A 20576-nucleotide genomic window follows, 5' to 3' on the forward strand; every position below is an offset into this window, starting at 1 on the left:
CGGGGCCAGCCGTCATACGGTCGACGCACGGCACCCGGAGAGCAAAGGAGGTAACACCGGTGAAAGCGGTGATCATCGGCGCGGGCATCGGCGGCATGAGTGCCGCGATTGCCCTGCGCCAGATCGGCATTGACACCGAGGTCTATGAGCGTGTCACCGAGAACAAGCCGGTCGGCGCCGCCATCTCGGTGTGGCCCAACGGGGTGAAATGCCTCAACTACCTGGGACTCGAGCAGCAGACGGCACGGCTGGGCGGGATCGTCGAGACGATGAGCTACGCCGAGGCCCACTCCGGCGAGACCATGTGCCGGATCTCGATGCAGCCGCTCATCGAGCAGGTCGGTCAGCGCCCGTACCCAATCGCCCGCGCCGAGCTGCAGCAAATGCTGATGGAGGCCTACGGGATCGACGAGATCCATTTCGGCATGAAGATGGTCGAGGTCGCCAACCAGGACGGCGCCGCCACCGCGACGTTCGCCGACGGCACCATCGCGAGTGCCGACATCCTCATCGGCGCCGACGGCGCAAACTCGATCACCCGGGAATACGTACTGGGCGGGCCGGTCACCCGGCGCTACGCCGGCTACGTCAACTACAACGGGCTGGTGGAGGTCGACGAAGCCATCAGCCCCGCCAACGAGTGGACCATGTATGTCGGCGACGGCAAGCGGGTGTCGGCGATGCCGGTCGCCGATGACAGGTTCTACTTCTTCTTCGACGTGGTCGAGCCCGAGGGCCTGCCCTTCGAGAAAGACACCGCGCGAGAGGTGCTGCGCGAGCAGTTCGCCGGCTGGGCACCGGGCGTGCAGGCCTTGATCGACAAGCTCGACCTGACGACCACCAACCGCGTCGAGATCCTCGACCTGGACCCGTTCCACACCTGGGTCAAGGGGCGCGTCGCCGTGCTTGGCGATGCCGCCCACAACACCACGCCCGACATCGGGCAGGGCGGATGCTCGGCGATGGAAGACGCGGTGGCACTGCAATGGGCGCTCAAGGACAACCCCACCGACGTTGCGGCCGCGCTGGCCGCCTATCAGGCCAGCCGCACCGAACGGGCCGGCGATCTGGTATTGCGGGCCCGTAAGCGCTGCGACGTCATCCACGCCAAGGACCCCGATACCACCGCAGCCTGGTATGAGGAGCTGCGAAACGAAGACGGCACCAACATCATTCGCGGGCTCGTCGCCAACATCATGGGTGGGCCGCTCACTCCGCTGAGTTGATCGCCCGCCACACTCGGGCCGCGGTCATCGGCAGCCGGGTGACCCGCGCACCGCAGGCCCGGGCGATCGCGTTGGCCAGAGCCGGCGCCACCGGGTTGTAGGGCGATTCGGCCATCGATTTCGCGCCCAGCGGACCGAGTTCGTCGAAGGTGTCGGCGAAGTACACCTCGGTGAGGGGCACGTCGACGAACTGCGGAATGTGATAGTCGCGCAGCGTCTGGGTGAGCACCCTGCCGTCGGGGCCGATCTGCAGGTCCTCATACAGCGCGGAACCGATCGCCTGCGCCACGCTGCCCTCCACCTGCCCGCGGCACTGCTCCGGGTTCAGCACCACCCCGGCGTCGGCGGCCTGAACCGACTGCAAGATCTCCACCTGGCCGGTGTCGGTGTTGACCGCGACCCGGAAGGCGTGCACGTTGAACGACACCGACCGCGGTGTCCCGTCCTGGCTTCCCTGCCCGGTCAACGGCGTCGGCAATTGCCCGAATCCGACCAGCTGCTGCCCGCACTGCACGCCGTGCGGGCCCAGCACGCAGTCGGTTGGCGACGCGCCGGCCACCTCGGCCGCGGCGGCGATGATCCGGCTGCGCAACTGTTGGGCCGCGCCCAGCGCCGCACGTCCGGCGATCACGGTTCCGGCCGAGCCGAACGCCCCGGTGTCGTGCTCGACCACGTCGGTGTCGGACTGGCGGATCACGATCCGGTCGCTGGTGGTGCCCAACGCCGTGGCGGTCAGCTGCGCGTGCACGGTGGTGGTGCCGTTGCCGAACTCCGAGGTGCCGACGCACAGCGTGTAGACGCCGGCGTCGTCGACCGAGATGTCGGCGGACGCGAAATGCCCGCCCGGGGGCAGCGTCGCGATCATCGCCAGGGCCATGCCCTCTCCGACTCGCCAGCCCGCGCCGTCGGGAGCCGGTCTCCCACCGCGGCGCAACGCGTCCGGGGCCAGGTCCAGGCATTGATCCAGCCCGTAGCTGCCGAACGTCAGATCGTTCTCGCCGGCATGGGCATCGACGAACGGGTCGCCGGGCACCTCCACGTTTCGGCGCCGGAACTCGAACGCGTCGATGCCCAGTCGTTGTGCCAGGTCGTCGAGTGCCGACTCCACCGCGAAGACCATCTGGCCCACGCCGTAGCCGCGGAACGCCCCCGACGGCACGTTATTGGTGTACACGGCCTCGGCGTCGATGCGCTTGTTCGCACAGCGGTACACCGACACCGACTCGCCGCAACCGTGAAACAGCACACCCCGAGTGTGGTTTCCGTACGCCCCGGCATCCATCAGGGCATCGACCGCCAGCGCGGTCAGCACCCCATCCCCGTCGGCGGCCACGGTGACGTCGATGCGGTAGGGGTGGCGGCACGTCGCCCGGACGAACTCGTCGACACGGGTGAACTCGTAGCGCACCGGCCGGCCCAGTCTCAGCACGGCCAACGTCACCAGGTCCTCGGTGAGCATCTCCTGTTTGCCGCCGAATCCGCCGCCGACCCGCTTGGTGAAAACGTGCACCTGGTCGCGGTCCAGCCCGAAGACGTGGCACAGTTCGTCGCGGACCAGAAACGGTGTCTGGGGGAGCTGGTGCGGATCACCAATCGCCCGCGGCTGTCCCGCCACCCGGTGCAGCCATGGGTTTCGAGGTGGGCCGGCTGCACTCGGGCGGTCTGCCACCGTCCGCGCACCACCGCTCCGCCGGAGGCCTCCGCGGCGGCAACGCCGGCTTCGACATCGCCGGTGCCGCCATGTAATTCGGCGACCACGTTGCGCGCCGGGTCGGCGATGCGGGCCTGGCCGCCCTTGTCGGCGTGCAAGAGCACCGCGCCGGGCGCCCGGGCCTGCTCCGGATCGAACACGGCCGACAGTTCCTCGTACTCGATCTGGATCGCCCGGCAAGCTTTTTCGGCGACCGCCACGCTGTCGGCGACCACCGCCGCAACCCGCTGTCCGATGAAGCGCACGGTGCGGTCCAACACATAGGTGTCGTCGGGGTCGTCGGTGCGCATCTCGTGGCGCGCGGTGGAGAACGCAACGGCTGAGCTGTCGTGGTGGGTGAGGATCAGGTGGACACCGGGTATCGTCGCGGCCGCCGTGGTGTCGATCGAGGTGATACGGGCGTGCGCGAGCGGGCTGCCGAGCACGGCCAGGTGCAGCAGGCCGGCCGGCGCGTGGTCTGTGGTGTAGGGCTCGGTGCCGGTCACCACCCGCAGTGCCGCCGGTGCGCCGATCGAGCGCCCGGCGTCGGATCCGCTGGGCTTCTCGACGTTGACCTTGCCCTCCAGCGCGTCCAGGATCGCCCGGTAGCCGGTGCACCGGCACAGGTTGCCCTTGAGATGCTGTGGCAGATTGGCCAATTCGTCATCGCCGAAGGTCGACGCGGTGACCACCAGACCGGCCGTGCAAAACCCGCACTGGAAGGCGGCCGCCTCGGCGAAACGGCGCTGCATCGGGTGCAGGTCATCGGGGGTGCCCAGCCCGGCCACCGTCGTGACGGTGCGGCCCGCCGCGCGAAATGCCGGGAACACGCACGAGTGCACCGCGGCGCCGTCGACCAAGACCGAGCAAGCGCCGCAGTCACCGGCATCGCAGCCCATCTTGACTTCGAAGTGGCCGTGCTCGCGCAGGAAGGTGCGCAGGCATTGCCCGGCCGCCGGGGTGGCGTCCAGGTCGGCTGCGTTGACGGTGAACCTCATGCCAGCTCGGCCAGGATCTGCTCGGCCAGCACCAGCCTCACCGCTGCCCGCCAATCGGGATCGCCGTGTGCGTCGCGGGTCCAGGCGCCATCGGGTATGCCGGCGTGGGCGGCGCGCAGCTCGTCGGTGCCGGGCAGGGTGGGGAACTGGAACACGAAGGGGCGCACGGTGGCCGCCGTGATCGACAGCACGAAGCCGCCGCCGTCGGACTCGGCGCCACGGCGGCCGATCACCACGATGCCGGAGCGCCCCAGCGCGGACGGGGCGAGCTTGCGGAAGGCGGTCCGGGCCCGCAGCGCGGCGGCCGGCAGGTGAAAGGAGCGCAGCACGTCGCCGGGCACGAGCACGTTGGCGGCCTGTCCGGTGACGAACTCGGCGACCGGCAGCGTGTAGTCGTTGCCATCGGCGCACCACACCGTCACGCGCGCATCCAACGCGGACAGCAGCGAAATCATGGCGCCGGCCGGAAAGGACAGGCACACATTGCCGCCGATGGTGGCGGTGCGCCAGATCTTGGCCGACGCCAGCATTGCGGTGCAGCACTGATACAGCAGCGCACCGGCCGTCCAGTCGGCGGGCAGCCGCCCCGACAGCGTCGAGATCTCGGCAAGTGTGCACGTTGCGGCCAGGTCAATACCGTTGTCGCCGAACGCTATCGGCTGCCAGCCCAGGCCGGTGATGTCGACCAGGCGGCGGATGTGTGAGTTCGGTTCGGAGAACAGCCAGGTCCCGCCGGCGAGAATGGCGTCGGTGGGCTCCAGCGGCCAGAGTTCGTCGCGGCGGCTGGGGGTATTGACGATTTCTACGGAGTTGAGATCCATTAACTCCCCCGGTATGTCGAATACGCGTACGGCGACAACAACAGCGGCACGTGGTATTGGGCGTCGACGTCAGTGAGGTCGAAGGCGATGACGACCTCGGGGTAGAACCCGGCGGTGCCGCTCGCGGCGAAATATTCGCCGGTATCGAAGCGCAGCCGGTAGATCCCGGCGGCCAGTGTCGCACCGAGCGACTTGATCCGGCCGTCATCGTCGGTGCGGCCGCTGGCAAGAGGTGTTCCGGCAGCGTCGGTGAGTTCCACGGCGACTCCGGCCGCGGGTCGACCGCTCACGGCGTCCAGCACATGTGTCGAAAGGCTCATGGGTTCACCATGCCAGGCCGGTAGCCACGCGCGGCGCTCACGCGGGCTCACGCAGGAGCCGCTGCAGCCGCAGCCGGTTGATCTTGGCCAGTTCGCTGCGCATCACCCGGCGTTCGGTTTCCGGGTCGTTGTCGAGCCGGTCGGTGAGCGTCTCGAGCAAGTCCTCGGCGGATCGTCCGGTGGCGCACACCAAGTAGACGTAACCGAACTTGTCCTCGTACTTGCGATTTTTTTCGGCGAGTTCGGCGCGCACGGCCTCGCCGGCTCCGGCGACTAGGGCCTGCTCACGCGCCGAGGACGCGTTGTCGGCCCTGGCACCGATGCCCGGGTGGCCGTCCAGCGCGGCGTCGATCTCGGCCTCGGGCAGCTGGGCCAGTACCCGGTCCGCGCGGTCCAGCAGCGCATCGACATCATCGAACGGCGCGCCGGCCAGCACCCGGCGCGCCCAGATCGTCGTCGAACACACGCCGAACAGCAGGTGCATGCGTTGGCGATCCGTGAGGCGATTGAAGCCATCAAGGCCCAGGGCAGGCTTGGTCATCTAGTGCAGCTCGTTGAGTCGGCTGAGCCTGGCCGACGCAATCGGGTTCGCGTCGGCGACCAGATCGCTGAACCGGTAGTTGGCGATCTTGGCCGCCTCGATGAGGGCGTACGCCCTCTCGGTGGCGGGGGAATTGTCCATCCGCGACCAGCCGTTCTTGAGCACTCGGTCGAAGCGCTCGGTCTCGCGGGCGCAGATGATCAGCGGGAAGCCGAAGTGTTCGCGGTAGGCGCTGGCAAGCTCCACCACTACGTTGTGATCCCGCTCGTCGAGATTGGATAGCGACACGTGGTCGACGGCCAGGGCGCGTCCGGTCTCGTCCTCGGCACCCAGATCGTGAAACGCATTGAGTAGCTCCATCTGCTGCTCGGAGGACCCGGTGAGCACCGCGTCCTGGAACGCCTCGCGAAGCGCGGCGGTGTCGGCGAACGGCCGGTGCTCGTAGGCACGGTCGATCACCCAGGGGACGTCCTGCACGACATGGCCGAACACTTCGGTGAATCGCTCGCGGGTCATCGCGTTGACCTCATGGAGGGTAATCGAGCCGCCGCCGGCCACCCGTGGCCCATGCGAGCCGGTGTGAAAGAACACGATGTTGAGCACGATCGCGGCGACGGCACCGATGCTGATGCCGCTGCCGAAGATCAGGTCCACGCCCGACGGCATCGACTCGGCGACGTCGGGATAGGACGTCACCCACAACGCCAGCGCCAGGCTGGTGGTCACGATGATGAGGTTTCGGTGGTCGGTGAAGTCGACCTTGCCCAGCGTCTGGATGCCCACCACGGCGACGGTGGCAAACAGCGTCAACGCCGCCCCGCCGAGGACCGGGCTGGGGACCGCCGAGACGACCGCGGCGACCTTGGGCAGGAACCCGAGCACGATCATCACCACCCCGGCGGCGGCGACCACCCAGCGACTCTTGACCCGAGTGAGCCGCACCAGCCCGACGTTCTCGGAGAACGCGGTGTAGGGAAAGGAGTTGAAGATTCCGCCGATCACGGTGGCCAGTCCGTCGGCGCGCAGCACGTTGCCGATTTGGGCGGCCTTGATGCGCTTGCCGACGATCTCGCCGGTGGCCAGGGTCGAGCCGGTCGACTCCACCGAGGTGATCATCAGCACGATGATCATCGTCAGGCATGCAACGAAGTCGAATTTCGGCATACCGAACACGAACGGCTCGGTGAATCCGATAACCGACGCCTCGTCCACCTTGGCGAAGCTCATGTCGCCCAGGCCGTAGGCGACCACGCAGCCCACGACCAAGCCGATCAACACCGCGATGGTGGCCATGAAACCACTGAACACCCGCTGGATCGCCACGATGATCGCGATCGTTCCCAGCGCGTAGAGCAGCCAGCGAATGTTGGTCGGGTCGTGCTCGCCGGTGCGCGGATTGGTCACCGCGTCGCCGGCGCCCACCGGCACCAGGCACAGCCCGATGATGGTGATCAGCGTGCCGGTGACCACCGGGGGAAAAAATCGCAGCAGCTTGGTGAAGATCGGGGCGATCAGGATGGTGAACAAACCGGCGACGATCACCGCGCCGTAGACGTAGAGCAGGCTGGGCGTTCCGCCGCCATGGGAAAGTCCGATGGCGATAACCGGCGACACCCCGGCGAACGCCACGCCCTGCAGCAGGGGCAGCCGCACCCCGATCTTCCAGAAGCCGACGGACTGGATGATCGAGGCGACGCCACAGGTGAACAGGTCCGCGGTGATCAGCTTGACCAGGTCCTGGTGGGGCAGGTCGATCGCGTTGGCAATGATGATCGGCACCACGACCGCCCCGGCGTAGAACGCGACGACGTGCTGAAAGCCGTAGGTCGCCAATTTGGGGATCGGCAGTACCTCGTCGACCGGATGAACACGTCTGACCGGGCTTGTGGGGGGAGCCGACATGCCTAAGACAATCCTTGAGATCCGTCGCTCGCGCACGTCGAAATGCCGGAAACCGTGCTAATTGGGGCGTCTGCGGCAGGTCACTGCTTGGCCATGGCAATGTTGAACCGGTCTTCGGCGGTGATCAGATGGTCATGGCTGTCTGCACCGAGATCGATCTGCACCCAGGCGATGGTGCCGCTGAAGGCGTTGCCGGTAGGGCCGTAGCCGGGCGAGGCGGGCGATCCGGTATCGCACCCGACGTCACAGGCCTCATCGGCGGAAAACGCCATGGGTTGGGTGCGCTCGACCCGTCCCTGGCCCACCGCTTTGCCGTCGTAGAAAAGCGTGACATCGCCGCCCCTGCCCAACCCGCCGCCGTCGTAGCCGAATTCCATCCGGACCTGGTGCTTGCCGGTGGGGATCGGCTTGGTCGCGGCCACCATGTAGTGGTCGATGCCGAGGAAGTTGTAGCAGTACTTGAGCCTGCCCTCGTGGGCGTACAGCGTCCAGCCCCCGGCGCTGCCGCCCTGGGTGATGAGCACTCCGCTGGCCCCGCCCGTTGGCACCTCGACTTCGGCGGTCACCGAGTGCGATTTGTTCTTGATCGTCAAGACGCACCATTCGCTGACGCGCATCCCGTCGAACAGCAGCTGGCTGTTGCCCCGCACCAATTGCGGACGGCCGGCGATGTCGGGGTTGATCCGCTCGAAGCCGCGGTCATCGAGCGGCACAACGTTGTACTTGGTGGCCTCGATGAGCCAAAGCCGCTGCAGCTCGGCGAGCTTGGCCGGGTTCTGCGTGGCCAGATTGTGCGCCTGGGTCCAGTCACCGGGGGCATACAGTTCCCATACGTCGTCGTCGAACGGCGGTGGGGCGTCGGCTTTCCACGGGGTGCGGTGTTTGGTCACCGCGGTCCAGCCCTGGAAGTAGATGCCGCGGTTGCCCATCATCTCGAAATATTGGACCTCGTGGGTTTCGGGCGCCGCGGCATCGCGCAGCGTCGACATCATGCTGACGCCTTCGAGGGGCGCCTGGGCTATTCCGTTGACCGAATGCGGTGCCGGCAAACCGGCCGCCTCCAGGATGGTCGGCGCCACGTCGATCACGTGGTGGAACTGGTCGCGCATTCCCCCTTGCTCGGTGAGGCCGTTGGGCCAGTGCACGACGGTGCCGTTGCGGGTGCCGCCCCAGTGCGAGGCGACCTGCTTGGTCCACTGGTAGGGCGCACAGAGGGCATGCGCCCAGCCGACGGCGTAGTGGTTGTAGGCGTCCGGGGTGCCGAAATCGTCGGTCTTGGACAGCAGGAACTCCGTCGTCTCGATCCCGGGCAACCCGTTGAGCGTGGTCATCTCGTTGAAGCAGCCGTTGATGGTGCCCTCGGCCGAGGCTCCGTTGTCGCCGATGATGTAGTAGATCAGCGTGTCGTCGAGGACACCGAGGTCATCGATGGCACCGACGAGGCGCCCCACCTCATGGTCGGTCTGCTCGAGGAACCCGGCGTAGATCTCCATCTGCCTGGCCAGCACCGGCTTGAGTTCGTCGGGCATGTCGTCCCAGGCCGGGATCTCGTCATGGCGCTTGGTCAGCTCGGCGCCATCGGATACCACCCCGAGTTCCTTCTGCCGGTTGAGGGTCTTCTCCCGCAGCGCGTCCCAGCCGTCGTCGAACTTGCCCCGGTACTTGTCCGACCACACTTTGGGCACGTGATGCGGGGCGCGGGTCGCACCGGGTGCGAAATACATGAAGAACGGCTTGTCGGGCATCAGCGCCTTTTGCTGGCGTACCCAGGTGATCGCCCGATCCGCCAGATCCTCGGTCAGCGTGTAGCCCTGCTCCGGGGTCTTCGGCGGTTCTACCGCCGTGGTGCCCTCGTACAGACCCGGGTAGTACTGATTGGCCTCGCCGCCGACGAAGCCGTAGAAGTACTCGAACCCCGAACCCGTCGGCCACTGGTGGAACGGGCCCATCGGGGTGACCTCCCACCCCGGCACCTCGTGACACTTACCGAACTGTGCGGTGGAGTAGCCGTTGAGCTTCAAGGTCTCGGCCAGCGGTGCCTTCTCCTTGGGCCTGATGCTGTTGTTGCCGGGCGCCGAGGTGGCCATCTCGGTGATCGCGCCCATGCCCACCGAGTGGTGGTTGCGCCCGGTCAACAGCGCTTGCCGGGTGGGTGAGCACAAGGCGGTGGTCTGGAAGCGGTTGAGTTTGAGCCCGCCGGCCGCCAGCTGCTCGGCCACCGGGGTGCGACACGGTCCGCCGAACGCCGACGACGCGCCGAACCCGACATCGTCGATCAAGACGATGAGCACGTTCGGCGCCCCCTGTGGCGGGCGCAGTTGTTTGATCGGTGGGTATTTGGTGTTGGGGTCCTTGGCGTCGTAGGTGGTCAATCCCACGTGCTTGGGGTCGGGGATGGGCAGGTGCTCACGGGCCAGATGCGGCTCGCGGTGCGCGTCTGAGGCGGCCCCGGTCGACGATTTCTTGGCTGGGGTCTTCTTCGCCGCCTTGGCCATCATGACCTCCTTGTCAATTGGCTTTACTGGCTTGCTAACTCGCGCAGCCGCTGCCTCACTACCCTGCCACGCCCCCATCGAGCGGGGACTGTTATCGCCAGTTCGGTTTGCTGGGCCGTTGTGCCGGGAGCACGACGAGATTAGATTTCGTCGACATGGAGCCCAGGTGGCCACCGTTTCAAGAGCCGAGCGCTCGCCGGGTATGGCAGCAGGTGCTCAGGCCGCTAGCCGCCGAAATGCAAACGTGCGCAACCCAGCTGGCGCGTGACATCGTTGACCGATACCAGTCCGAGTTGCCGAGCATCGTTCCTGATCCGCCCGCGGTGGCCGACCAACTTGCCAGCGTCGAAGCCAGTGTCCGCCAAATCGCCGAGTGCATCGACTCCGGGGAGGGGCCGCGGCTGCTCGATCTGACGCCGGCCACCGCCGCCATCGGTCGCTCTGGAGTGCAGCGAAACATTGCGCTCAATGACCTCTTCCGCTCGGTACGGATGGCCCAGGAGCGAACGTGGCAATGGCTGTTCGACCGGATCGCCGCGAGTTCGGCGGCTACCGATCACGACCGGGCGCTCGACCTGGCCACCAACTGGCTGTTCGGTTATGTCGACGTCGTCCTGATTCGGGCCGAACGGCTCTATGAAGTTGAACGCGAGGCCTGGTTGACTGGTGCGGCCGCCGCACGCGCGGCGGCGGTCGAGGACATCCTCAGCGAACGTGAAGACGATGCGCAGCGGGCTTCCACCCGGCTGCGTTACGACGTCAACCGTCACCATGTCGGCGTCAGCGTGTGGCGCGACGTGACCCAGGACGCCTGCGCCGGCCCGGTGACGCTCACCGAGGCACTGACGCAGCTGACCCGTGCCATCGCGGCCCAAAGCGTCCTGGCCCATCTGGCCGGTTCGAAGGCCATTGCCGGCTGGCTGAGCCGACCGCAGGCATTCACCGCTGCGGAGCTGGATGTGGCCAACATCTGTAGCGGCATCCACCTACCGCAGGACGTCCGGGTCGCCATCGGTGAACCGGGTTGGGGGATAAGCGGTTTCCGTCGCACCCATGTCGAGGCGTCGCACGCGCAACGGTTCGTCTCATTGCTCGGGGATCGCGCTGAGGTGGTGACCTGCTACCGCAACGTTGCGGTAGCAGCCCTGGCCGGCACGGACCGCGGGCACGCGGTGGCATTCGTCAGACGCGTCCTGGGCCCTTTGGCCGCCAACGATGAGGGGACGTATCGGATTGCCGCCACGCTTGCGGTGTATCTCGAGGAAAACCGCAGCCCGGCCAAAGCCGCGCAACGACTTGGGGTGCATCCCAACACGGTCAGCTATCGAGTCCACCAGGCCGAGGAATTGCTTGGCCGCACGATCGACATCGGCGCCCTTGATCTGTCGGTCGCGCTCGCACTATTGCCCGCAATGCGCGCCATGACCCAGCGCAGCGGTGGCGAACTGTGATCCTGGCCGGCTACTCCTCCGGGGCTTGCGGGCCGCTTCCTGCTTTACGGCCCTTGCGAGAGAGGAACGCCTGCATGTGCTGTTGCGGCTCACCGGTCTGGAACGCAAGGCCGAATTGCTCGATGCTGTCCTCGATCGCCGCCGGCACCGTCATGTCGGGCCACTTGGCCAGTAGGCGTTTTTGCTGACGGAGGGCCTGCGGGCCGAATCCGGCAAGTTTTGTTGCGAGTGCGGCGATCCGCAGGTCCAGCGCGGCGGGCGCGACGACCTCATGCACCAGAGCCCAGCTTGCGGCCGTGTCGGCGTCGATGGTTTCGCCCGTCAGCAGCAGCCAAGTTGTCCGCGAGGCCCCGACCAGCGCCGGCAACAACGCCGAATGGATCACCGACGGGATTCCCACCGCCACTTCGGGCATCCCGAATCGGGCGCCGGATTCGGCGATCCGCAGATCGCAGCACGCCGCGATTTCCAGGCCGCCGCCCAGACACCAACCCACGATTCGGGCGATGACCGGGACGGGGCACTGTCGAATCGACTCGCACAGGCCCGCGAGTCGGCGGATGAAGGCCTGGGCGCTGATGCGGTCCAGGGTGACCATTTCCTTGATGTCGGCGCCACCGATGAACGCCTTCTCGCCCGCGGCGCGCAGTACGACGACCCGCACGCCGCTGTCTTGGTTGATGCTGCGAAATGCGTTGGTAAGGGCCGTGATAGCCGCGGTGCCGACAATGTTCAGCGGTCCCGAGTCGATCAGCTCGACGGTGGCCACGCCACCGTCACGACCGAGGTTGACGAACCGGCTCTCCGTCGTTTCCATGCGCTGTGGTTGTCGCGGCCCACACTCATCCGACCAGGCTGGGCACGCCGGCCGTCAGGCCGTCGGTCGCACCGCAAATGGCGTTGACGACGTCCTCGGTCACCTCGATCGGGAAGTTGATCACCGCGCTGCCGACCTCCTCGATGCCGTCGCGAACCGCGGTCAGGATGGTCGTCGGATTGCCGGTGAACAATGAATAGAAAATGTCCCAGCCCGCGTATTGCGGCGCGGTGATCAGGTTCCGCACGTCGACGAATAGCTGGGTCGGCAATGTCGCTGGTGCGACAGGAATCCCGTCCCAACTGACCATCGTCCAGCCGTTGGCGGGACTGCCCTGCACCTCGACCACGCCGGTGTTGGGCAGCGGGTGGGTGAGCAGCAGCAGTGGATCGAGGTTGTCGACGTTCATCATTGTCCCGACACCGATGGTGAATGCGCTGGAGTAGGCGACGTCGGTGATCTTGCCGTTGGCGGCTAGGACCGGGTTCGCCAGGGCGGCGCTGTACATGGTGTCCATGGCGTGGGTGAAGTCCTGGTTGAAGACCACGCCGTTGAAGTCCAGCGAGCCCGGGGTCAGCATCGGCACGATCGGGTATCCCAGCGTCCACGCCATCGGGCCGATCAGATACAGCAGGCCCGCGGGCGTGATCTGCTGTAGGCCATCGAATATGCCGGCACTGATCTCGTTGAGTCCGGACAGCGCCGGAACGTCGGTTATCCCATACAGGGCAGCCAACGGCGCGGCGGTTTGCTGTGTACGGAGCAATTCCGAGTCGAAGATCCCCGCGTAGGGGCCCTTCGCGAAAAGCTGGCCGGCAATGATGTCCACCTGCAGGTGCCCCTCGGCTGTCAGTGGTGGGCCGGGCACGTTGGTGTCGATCAGCTCCGCCACGTTGCTCGCCGTCTGCCCGTGCCGGACGAAGTCGATCACGATCGACTGGCCGTTGCCGGGGTCAGCAACCCAGCCGGTGCCCGGCTCCCCGATGAACAGCCCGGCACGGCCACCCAGCGCGCTGCCTCCACCGGCGCCGCCGTTGCCGAAGAACAAGGCTTGGCCACCAACACCGCCGACCCCGCCGACCCCGCCGCCGCCGCCGTTGCCCATCAGCCAGCCGCCGGTACCGCCGGTGCCGCCGCCGAAGCCGTTACCGCCGAGGCCACCGTTGCCGATCAGCCCGGCATCTCCGCCGATGCCGCCCGCGACCGCGCCGATCCCGCCGGTCGGGGTGTAGCCGGGGCCGCCGTCGCCGAACAGGATCCCGCCGGCGCCACCATTGGGGTGTGCGGCCGTTCCGGCGGCACCATTGCTGATCAGGCCACGCCCGAACAGGGCTTCGGTGGGCGCATTGATGACCGGATCAACAACCTCGCCGGCCGGGCTGCTGATCCACGCCTGCCCAGCCGCGCGTATCGGACCGTAGACCGCGGTCTGAAACCCGTCCGCGACCGCCGAGCTCAAGCCGGTGACGATGGTCGCCTCGGCGCTGGCATACGACGCCCCCGCCTCACTCAGGGCACGGACAAACTGCTCGTGGAACGTCGCGGCCTGGGCCGCCGCCGCCTGATACTCCTGGGCATTCGCGCCGAACAGCGCCGCTATCGCCCCAGATACTTCATCGGCGGCCGCCGCCATCACCTCAGTAGTCGTAATCGCCGCCGCCAGATTGCCGGCACTAACGGCTGATCCGATTTGCACCACATCCGCCGCTGCCGTCGCCAACATGTCTGGCGCCACGAGCACAAAAGACATCGCCTACCCCTCGTGTTGTCGCGTACTAGACATCATGGTGGGCAACGCCGAAAAAGATGCGCACATCGAGGAAAAAATTGCGAGTGCGGATCCGGGTTTGCGGTCCACCCGCACTGAGATCGGCGCAACCCCGGCGAACAACGCGAGCAAGACCGGTAAGAACCGGTAAGAAATTGACTGCCTTTCCCCGCCGGCCAATCGCCGCAATCATAAGATCGGCCAATGCATCTTGACGAGTACATGTCGCTGGATGCGACTGGCCTGGCCGAGCTGGTGGCGACCAAGCAAGTCCGCGCTACCGAGCTACTTGCTTTGGCGCGTCAGCGCGCCGACGCGGTCAACCCGAGGTTGAACGCGATCATCCGTCGTATCGATGCCCTGGCTGAGGGACGGGCCGCGGATCCGGAGCTACCTGGACCGCTTGCCGGCGTCCCCTTCCTGATCAAGGACCTCGATCAGGAATATCGCGGCTTTCCCAGCTCGTGTGGATCTCGGTCGCTGGCCAACGACGTCGCCAAACAACACGCCCTGGTCACCCAACGATTCCTGGACGCGGGCCTGGTCGTCTTCGGCATGACCAATACACCCGAGTTCGGGGCCAAGGGCATCACCGAACCCGATTACTGGGGGCCGGCCCGCAACCCGTGGAATCCGCAGCACACCCCGGGCGGCTCCTCAGGCGGATCGGGGGCCGCGGTTGCCGCCGGGATCGTTCCGCTGGCCGGCGCCAACGACGGCGGCGGATCCATCCGCATTCCCGCGGCCTGCAACGGGCTGGTCGGGCTCAAGCTCAGCCGGGGATTGTCGCCCTATGGCCCGCAGACCGGCGAGCCGCTGTTCGGCATGGAAACCCAGGGGGTGGTTTCGCGCACCGTTCGCGACAGCGCCGCCATCTACGATGCGATCGTCGGGCCCAACCCACGCGCCGCCTACCAGGTCGCCCTTCTCGACACCACCTTCGTCGAACACATCAAGAACCGTCCGGGCGCGCTCAAGATCGGGTACTCGGCGTCGTCTGCGATCAACGCCGCGCCTGACCGCGAGGCCGTCGCGGCAGTCGAGGCCGCGGCGAGCCTGCTCGAGGACCTGGGCCACCGGGTGGAGCAAGTCGATCCTCCCTACGATGACGCCGCGCTGGCCCGCGATTTCCTGACCATCTGGTTCGCGCAGCTGCACAGCCAAGTCGCCGAGATCAGAAAGCGAATCGGCGCCCGCGACAGCGACTTTGAAGCCGACACCTTGGCCATGGCCGAACTCGGCCGATCCACCAGTGTGCTGGCTCCGCTGCTTGCGCTGGACAACCGCAACAACTACATCCAGTCCCTGGCGAGTTTCCATGAGAGTTACGACTACTTCCTGACTCCCAGCCTGGCGACTCCGCCACTGACCGTTGGTGACACGACGACGTCACCACGCCTGCAGACGGCGGCGCGGCTGCTGAGCAAGTTGCGTGCCGGAAAGGTGCTCTCGCTCAGCGGGATCATGGACGATCTCATTCAAGAGAGCCTGGGCTGGGTGCCCTACACCCAGCTGGCCAATCTGACCGGACGACCCGCCATCAGCGTGCCGCTGCACTGGACACCGGCCGGCCTGCCGTTGGGTGTGCAGTTCGTCGGAGGCCTGGGCAGCGATGGCGACCTCTTGGCGCTGGCAGCCCAACTCGAAGAGGCCCGTCCCTGGGCGCACCGGCATCCGGCGACACCGCCCGCCGGCTAGGTGTCGGCGCGCCGGGCGCGTCAGTTCACCGCGGACGACGCCGCGGGTTCATCCAGCTCGTCGAGCGCTTCCCCGGTATAGACGGCAAGCCGCTGCAAATGTGGCAACGTGTCGCGGCAACCGATGAACCCGAAGTTCAGTGTCCCGGCATAACTCTGCAAGGTGACATTGAGCGCTTGGCTGTGTGCCTCCAGGGAGACCGGATAGGACGCCTCCATCCGGCTACCCCGCAGGTAGAGCACTTCCTGCGGCCCGGGAACGTTGCTGACACAAAGGTTGAAGGTGTAGGGCAACGGCGGCTTCACCCCGGTGAGGGTGCTGGCCAGCTGGATGCCATAGGGCACCATCAGGGCCGCGCTGTAGGCCAGGATCGCGTCGCGGTCCATGTTCTTCAGCTGAGCCTTTGCCATCCGGGTGGACGCGGTGACCGCTCGCAGCCGCTCCACGGGATCGGCGATGTCGGTGCCCAGCGTGGCCAGGATGGTCGCGACAGCGTTGCCGCCCCCCTCGTCGTCCTTGGGCCGCACGTTGACCGGTAACACGGCGATCAGCGACTTGTCGGGCAGCTCACCAAGTTCGTCGAGGAAGCGCCGCAAGCCGCCCCCGATGATCGCCATCGCGACATCGTTGACCGTCGCATCATATTGAGCCCCAATCGCTTTCATCCGCGCCAGCGGGTATTGCTGGGTGGCGAACCGGCGGTTGCGGCTGATCCGGGTGTTGAGAATGCAGTGCGGAGCCTGCACCGAGCTGACCAGGTCGCGGTACTCGTTGTCGCTGCGCAGCTGGGAGTTGACCAGCGCCCTGGTGAGGTCGAGCGAGGATCGTCCCGCGCTGGCCACCGAACCGAGCACGCTACCCACCCCGCTGACCATGCCTCCCAGGCCCTTGACCACGTCGCCCAACCCGCTGAGCACATTGCCCGCCCCACCGATCAGGCCGCCGCCGGCGGACTCTTCGGTGTCGGCGGGCGCCGGGCCGGGGGTGGGGATGTTGAAGAACAACGGGTGCGTGGTGTCGTGTGGGTCGGCGGACAAACTGCGGGCCAGCATTTTCTGGCCGGTGTAGCCGTCGATCAACGAGTGATGCATCTTGATGTAGATCGCGAACCGACCGCCTTCGAGGCCTTCGATGAAGTGCATCTCCCACGGTGGACGCCTCAGGTCCAGCGCGTGACTGTGCAACCGCGACACCAGGATTCCGAGTTCACGCTCGTCGCCCGGGCTGGCCAGGGCGGAGCGCCGCACGTGGTAGTCCAGGTCAAAGTTTTCGTCGTAAACCCACGATTGGGTGGGGCTGTAGAGCAAGTCCGGGTGGCTCAGCTTCAGGTTCCACGGTTCCACAACCTCGTTGGCCTTGCTCTCATCGACGAGTTGTCGCAAGAAATCCGCGGGCGCGTCATCCGGTGGTGTGAAGGGCATCAGGGCACCGACGTGCATCATGGTGCTCGGCGACTCGGAGTAGAGAAAAAACATGTCTTGCGGGCCCAGCCGCTTGGCGGTCTTGCTCACCGATTACTCCTCGCTTGGTTGGCGCTCCGGCAAGGCGAGCTGCCGAGGGCCGTCGTGATGTGTGGGCCGGTCGGATGGTCTGGCGGCGACACACAGCCTTTCCAGATTTCGACCGTAGCCCACCTGGGCGGCACAAATCATCGGTGTCAGCGCACTGGCGACCAGATAATTTCGACGTTGGGTCGGCAGTTCGGCGGATACAGTGAACCGATGCGCCGCCGGGTGGGTCGGTTGCCGCGCGAGCCAGAGATCGGTGACAGCACGCACGCCGCGGGCGAGTCGCGTCTGGGCGATGACGGTCGCCCCGACGCCCATCCCGTCAGGCTGGACGCCGAACTTCTGATGACCACGGCGACGTGCCTGATGCTCCCGGTGATGGTCACCCTGGATACCACGGTCGTCAACGTGGCTCAGCGAACGTTCATCGAAGAGTTCTCGTCCACCCAGGCGGTGGTCGCGTGGACATCGACCGGCTACACCTTGTCGCTGGCCTCGGTGATCCCGCTGACCGGCTGGGCGGCGAATCGGCTCGGCACCAAACGCCTGGTCATGGGTTCGGTGCTGCTGTTCACGCTGGGATCGTTGCTGTGCGCGATGGCATCGAGCATTACCCTGCTGGTGGCCTTCCGCGCGGCGCAGGGCCTTGGCGGCGGAATACTCATACCGCTGCAGCTCATCATTCTGGCGCGCGCGGCGGGTCCGGCCCGCTTGGGCCGGGTACTGACGATCAGCATGATCTCGGTGTTGATGGCCCCGATCGCCGGGCCCATTCTGGGCGGCTGGTTGATCGACGCGTTTGGCTGGCAGTGGATCTTCTTGATCAACCTGCCGATCGGAGCCCTGACCTTGATACTGGCCGGGTTGGTGCTGCCCGGTGACGATTCTCTGCCCGCGGAGTCGCTGGACCTCGTGGGCATGGCGCTGCTGTCCCCGGCGCTGGTGCTGCTGCTCTACGGGCTATCAGCGCTGCCGGCGCGCGGCACCATCGGCGACCCGCAAGTCTGGCTGCCGACAACGGTCGGCTTGATCCTGATCGGCGGTTTCGCGCTGCACGCCCTGCACCGTGGCGACCACGCGCTGATCGATCTGCGACTGCTCAAGAACCGGGCCGTCGCGGCGGCCAACGCCACCCGATTCATGTTCGCCGTCACCTTTTTCGGCAGCTGCCTGTTGTTTCCGGCGTACTTCCAGCAGGTGCTCGGAAAAACACCGCTGCAGTCCGGGCTGCTGCTCATCCCCCAGACGCTGGCCGCTGCCGCGGTGATGCCGATCGTGGGGCGGCTGATGGAGAAGCGGGGCCCGCGCGATGTGGTGTTGATGGGGACCGCGTTGACCGTGGTCGGCATGGGCATCTTTATCTATGGCATGAGCCGTGAGCACGTGCATCTTCCGGCGCTGCTGATCGGGCTCGGCACGTTCGGGGTGGGTACCGCCGCCATGATGGTTCCGGTGTCCTGGTCGACGGTGCACATGCTGAATTCCAGCGAAGTCGCGCACGGCTCAACGCTATTCAACGTCAACCACAACGTCGCGGCGTCGGTGGGCGCGGCGCTGATGTCGGTCGTACTCACCAGCCGATTCAACGGCAGCGCTGACATCGCGGCGGCCAACCGCGCGGATGAGATCCGCGAACAGGCGCTCCGGCAGCATCTGCCACTGGATGTGTCCAACCTGCCGCCGCGGATTCGAACCCCGGGGTTTGCCGAGCACCTCACCAAAGACTTGTCGCTGGCCTACGCCGGGGTCTTCTTGCTCGGAATGATCGTGGTCGCGACAACAGCCATTCCGGCGTGGTTCCTACCCAAGCGCCCCGCCCCGCGGATCGAGTTGTTGCAGGTTGAGCCATAGCGCACCACCGTGGGGCCGGCGCGGCCCGAGGGCCGGGGGAATCAGCTAGCCCCGGACTCCGGGGGCTCCGTCATTTTCAGGATTGCCGCGGCCAACGGGTAGTCAGCGCCCTCGCGCTCCTCGATGTAGCGACGTATTCGTTCATTACCGAAAAACGAGGCCCCCGCCTGTTCCATGTACTGGCGCATCTCTTCGATGTCGAGCAGGATCAACTCATCCTGCCCGCGCCAGCCGAACGCAATCTGTAGCACGCGCGAGGAGACGTCGAAGTACTCCCCCACCGCGATCAACTCCGCGTAGCTGGGGAAATCGTCAGCATCCTTACGCCGTGAATAGGTCGCCTTGGGCAAGTTGAGCGCGGAACCGATTTCACTATCTGGAACGTCCCGGTTCAACAGCCACTCTAGGACGCGGCCAAGGTCCTTACCTGCGGGATTCAACCTCGGCACCCCACCAATGTATGGCTTGTTTTGGAATGGGACAACTTTGGCGCAAATCTGAGCCCGCATTCCAACGCCAGGCACAATTTGCCCGTTTTCGATCCTTACTTCCATTTTTGGAACAGATATCATACAGTAGCGACGCGAGGGTCCACTGCGGCACAGAAGACCGCCACAGGAAGTGGGATCCTGAAACGACAGATCGGGGCCAATCTCATGACGGACGCCGCAGCGACCTACAGCCACCCACTGCCGGCAACGCGGTGCCTGTCCACTGGGCGGCTGTCGCGAGTCGTCGTCGGTATCGCGGCTGGAGTGACGCTGATCGCCTCTGCACCCGCATACGCGGACGCCGGTGAAACGACGGGCCCGTCCTACCGACTCGGCTACGACAAGGCCGTGAAAGACGGCCGCTTCACGATCAGCCGGATGCAGGCAATGGGGTTCCCGGCCGACTCGATCATCGTCTGCGGCCAGGTGCACAAGGTCTGCGCCAACCAGCTGGCGGCCGTGCAGCAGGTCCGGGACGTCTACGCCCCCGACTTCCTGCGTGGTTGTGCCAGCGGCGTACAGACTTTGGTCAATGCCGGCATTCCCAGCTGACTAGCCAACGAGCCCGCGGGTTCGGTGCCACACCCGTACTGGCACGAGGTCGACCAAAAGGTCGTCATTGCCACAAAAAAATAGACGGTTCGGCTGGAAAAACACCTAGGATTTTCAGAGTGGCCCTACCTGAAGCATCTGAAGCGCTCGACAGCACGCTGCGCGACCTCAAGGCCCGCATCGCTGCCTTGGAAGCGTCGCGGACCAGCTACGAGGAAATAGTCGACGCGATCAAGGCTTTTGGCCAAACCCAGCAGATGCTCGCCGACGTACTCAGGGCATACGGCGGCGACATGCGCGGCACCGCCGAGGACTCCAACGAGCGCATCCGCAAGCTGGAAGCATCCGTTGCGGAGATCAAGAAGATGCTGACCCAGGGCTAGCAGGCTGACCTCATTTCCGGTCTGCCGCGGGCCTGTTGGCCAACCGCTCCCGAGTAGCCAGGGA

General features: G+C 66.3%; 16 protein-coding genes and 1 pseudogene. 7 read left to right on the forward strand and 10 right to left on the reverse strand.

Annotated features, from left to right (window positions below):
• Positions 1-59 precede the first annotated feature (59 nt).
• Positions 60-1226, forward strand: a complete 1167-nt coding sequence (gene hpxO, locus MPSD_RS25400; protein ID WP_086084739.1) for an FAD-dependent urate hydroxylase HpxO — start codon at positions 60-62, stop codon at positions 1224-1226.
• Here hpxO and MPSD_RS25405 read toward each other — a convergent pair.
• The 6 genes and pseudogenes from MPSD_RS25405 to MPSD_RS25430 form a co-directional block, all read right to left on the reverse strand.
• A pseudogene (locus MPSD_RS25405) lies at positions 1210-3914 on the reverse strand (molybdopterin-dependent oxidoreductase). The gene hpxO and the pseudogene MPSD_RS25405 overlap by 17 nt on opposite strands.
• Complete coding sequence (locus tag MPSD_RS25410) at positions 3911-4735, reverse strand: FAD binding domain-containing protein (RefSeq protein WP_086084740.1); 825 nt, start codon at positions 4733-4735, stop codon at positions 3911-3913. Before MPSD_RS25410 ends, MPSD_RS25405 begins: the two are co-directional and overlap by 4 nt.
• Positions 4735-5055: a hydroxyisourate hydrolase gene (gene uraH / locus MPSD_RS25415; protein WP_020785789.1), complete on the reverse strand. Its 321-nt coding sequence runs from the start codon at positions 5053-5055 to the stop codon at positions 4735-4737. The genes MPSD_RS25410 and uraH overlap by 1 nt, the downstream gene beginning before the upstream one ends.
• Before the next feature lie 37 nt (positions 5056-5092).
• Positions 5093-5596: a 2-oxo-4-hydroxy-4-carboxy-5-ureidoimidazoline decarboxylase gene (gene uraD, locus MPSD_RS25420; RefSeq protein ID WP_036426219.1), complete on the reverse strand. Its 504-nt coding sequence runs from the start codon at positions 5594-5596 to the stop codon at positions 5093-5095.
• A complete protein-coding gene (locus tag MPSD_RS25425) occupies positions 5597-7498 on the reverse strand; it encodes a solute carrier family 23 protein (protein WP_012396477.1) in 1902 nt (633 codons plus the stop codon).
• An 80-nt stretch (positions 7499-7578) separates the two neighbouring features.
• Complete coding sequence (locus tag MPSD_RS25430) at positions 7579-9993, reverse strand: arylsulfatase (RefSeq protein WP_086084750.1); 2415 nt, start codon at positions 9991-9993, stop codon at positions 7579-7581.
• 236 nt (positions 9994-10229) lie between these two features.
• Between MPSD_RS25430 and MPSD_RS25435 the strand changes: the two genes are divergently transcribed.
• Entirely contained in the window at positions 10230-11444 is a 1215-nt protein-coding gene (locus tag MPSD_RS25435; protein WP_086084751.1) for a PucR family transcriptional regulator, read from the forward strand.
• Between the two features lie 10 nt (positions 11445-11454).
• On the opposite strand, the gene MPSD_RS25440 is transcribed toward MPSD_RS25435, so the two are convergent.
• Both MPSD_RS25440 and MPSD_RS25445 read right to left on the reverse strand, forming a co-directional pair.
• Entirely contained in the window at positions 11455-12213 is a 759-nt protein-coding gene (locus MPSD_RS25440; RefSeq protein WP_232022671.1) for an enoyl-CoA hydratase, read from the reverse strand.
• A gap of 73 nt (positions 12214-12286) precedes the next feature.
• Entirely contained in the window at positions 12287-14011 is a 1725-nt protein-coding gene (locus tag MPSD_RS25445; RefSeq protein WP_086084742.1) for a PE domain-containing protein, read from the reverse strand.
• Positions 14012-14045: 34 nt separating this feature from the next.
• Here MPSD_RS25445 and MPSD_RS30340 point away from each other — a divergent pair, with 34 nt between their 5' ends.
• Positions 14046-14180 carry a hypothetical protein gene (locus MPSD_RS30340; RefSeq protein WP_020726724.1) on the forward strand — a complete coding sequence of 45 codons (135 nt, stop codon included), beginning with the start codon at positions 14046-14048 and terminating at the stop codon, positions 14178-14180.
• 53 nt (positions 14181-14233) lie between these two features.
• Positions 14234-15727 carry an amidase gene (locus MPSD_RS25450; RefSeq protein ID WP_086084743.1) on the forward strand — a complete coding sequence of 498 codons (1494 nt, stop codon included), beginning with the start codon at positions 14234-14236 and terminating at the stop codon, positions 15725-15727.
• Between the two features lie 20 nt (positions 15728-15747).
• Here the strand turns inward: MPSD_RS25450 and MPSD_RS25455 are convergent, their stop codons facing one another.
• Positions 15748-17238 carry a WS/DGAT/MGAT family O-acyltransferase gene (locus MPSD_RS25455; RefSeq protein ID WP_086084744.1) on the reverse strand — a complete coding sequence of 497 codons (1491 nt, stop codon included), beginning with the start codon at positions 17236-17238 and terminating at the stop codon, positions 15748-15750.
• Between the two features lie 210 nt (positions 17239-17448).
• Here MPSD_RS25455 and MPSD_RS25460 point away from each other — a divergent pair, with 210 nt between their 5' ends.
• Entirely contained in the window at positions 17449-19086 is a 1638-nt protein-coding gene (locus MPSD_RS25460; RefSeq protein WP_020785781.1) for a DHA2 family efflux MFS transporter permease subunit, read from the forward strand.
• Positions 19087-19127: 41 nt separating this feature from the next.
• Here the strand turns inward: MPSD_RS25460 and MPSD_RS25465 are convergent, their stop codons facing one another.
• A complete protein-coding gene (locus MPSD_RS25465; protein ID WP_231389787.1) occupies positions 19128-19535 on the reverse strand; it encodes a hypothetical protein in 408 nt (135 codons plus the stop codon).
• A gap of 207 nt (positions 19536-19742) precedes the next feature.
• Here MPSD_RS25465 and MPSD_RS25470 point away from each other — a divergent pair, with 207 nt between their 5' ends.
• Positions 19743-20129, forward strand: a complete 387-nt coding sequence (locus MPSD_RS25470; RefSeq protein WP_015357332.1) for a hypothetical protein — start codon at positions 19743-19745, stop codon at positions 20127-20129.
• A 119-nt stretch (positions 20130-20248) separates the two neighbouring features.
• Complete coding sequence (locus tag MPSD_RS25475; protein WP_012396487.1) at positions 20249-20512, forward strand: hypothetical protein; 264 nt, start codon at positions 20249-20251, stop codon at positions 20510-20512.
• The last annotated feature ends 64 nt before the right edge of the window (positions 20513-20576 follow it).

Source organism: Mycobacterium pseudoshottsii JCM 15466, assembly GCF_003584745.1.
In the GTDB taxonomy this organism is placed as follows: domain Bacteria; phylum Actinomycetota; class Actinomycetes; order Mycobacteriales; family Mycobacteriaceae; genus Mycobacterium; species Mycobacterium marinum.

Bases quoted from the DNA above. Each gene is read 5' to 3' on its own strand.
- MPSD_RS25410 (WP_086084740.1), bottom strand. From the start codon at position 4,735: ATGGATCTCAACTCCGTAGAAATCGTCAATACCCCCAGCCGCCGCGAC.
- uraH (WP_020785789.1), bottom strand. From the start codon at position 5,055: ATGAGCCTTTCGACACATGTGCTGGACGCCGTGAGCGGTCGACCCGCG.
- uraD (WP_036426219.1), bottom strand. From the start codon at position 5,596: ATGACCAAGCCTGCCCTGGGCCTTGATGGCTTCAATCGCCTCACGGAT.
- MPSD_RS25425 (WP_012396477.1), bottom strand. From the start codon at position 7,498: ATGTCGGCTCCCCCCACAAGCCCGGTCAGACGTGTTCATCCGGTCGAC.
- MPSD_RS25430 (WP_086084750.1), bottom strand. From the start codon at position 9,993: ATGGCCAAGGCGGCGAAGAAGACCCCAGCCAAGAAATCGTCGACCGGG.
- MPSD_RS25435 (WP_086084751.1), top strand. From the start codon at position 10,230: ATGCAAACGTGCGCAACCCAGCTGGCGCGTGACATCGTTGACCGATAC.
- MPSD_RS25445 (WP_086084742.1), bottom strand. From the start codon at position 14,011: ATGTCTTTTGTGCTCGTGGCGCCAGACATGTTGGCGACGGCAGCGGCG.
- MPSD_RS30340 (WP_020726724.1), top strand. From the start codon at position 14,046: ATGGTGGGCAACGCCGAAAAAGATGCGCACATCGAGGAAAAAATTGCG.
- MPSD_RS25450 (WP_086084743.1), top strand. From the start codon at position 14,234: ATGCATCTTGACGAGTACATGTCGCTGGATGCGACTGGCCTGGCCGAG.
- MPSD_RS25460 (WP_020785781.1), top strand. From the start codon at position 17,449: ATGCGCCGCCGGGTGGGTCGGTTGCCGCGCGAGCCAGAGATCGGTGAC.
- MPSD_RS25470 (WP_015357332.1), top strand. From the start codon at position 19,743: ATGACGGACGCCGCAGCGACCTACAGCCACCCACTGCCGGCAACGCGG.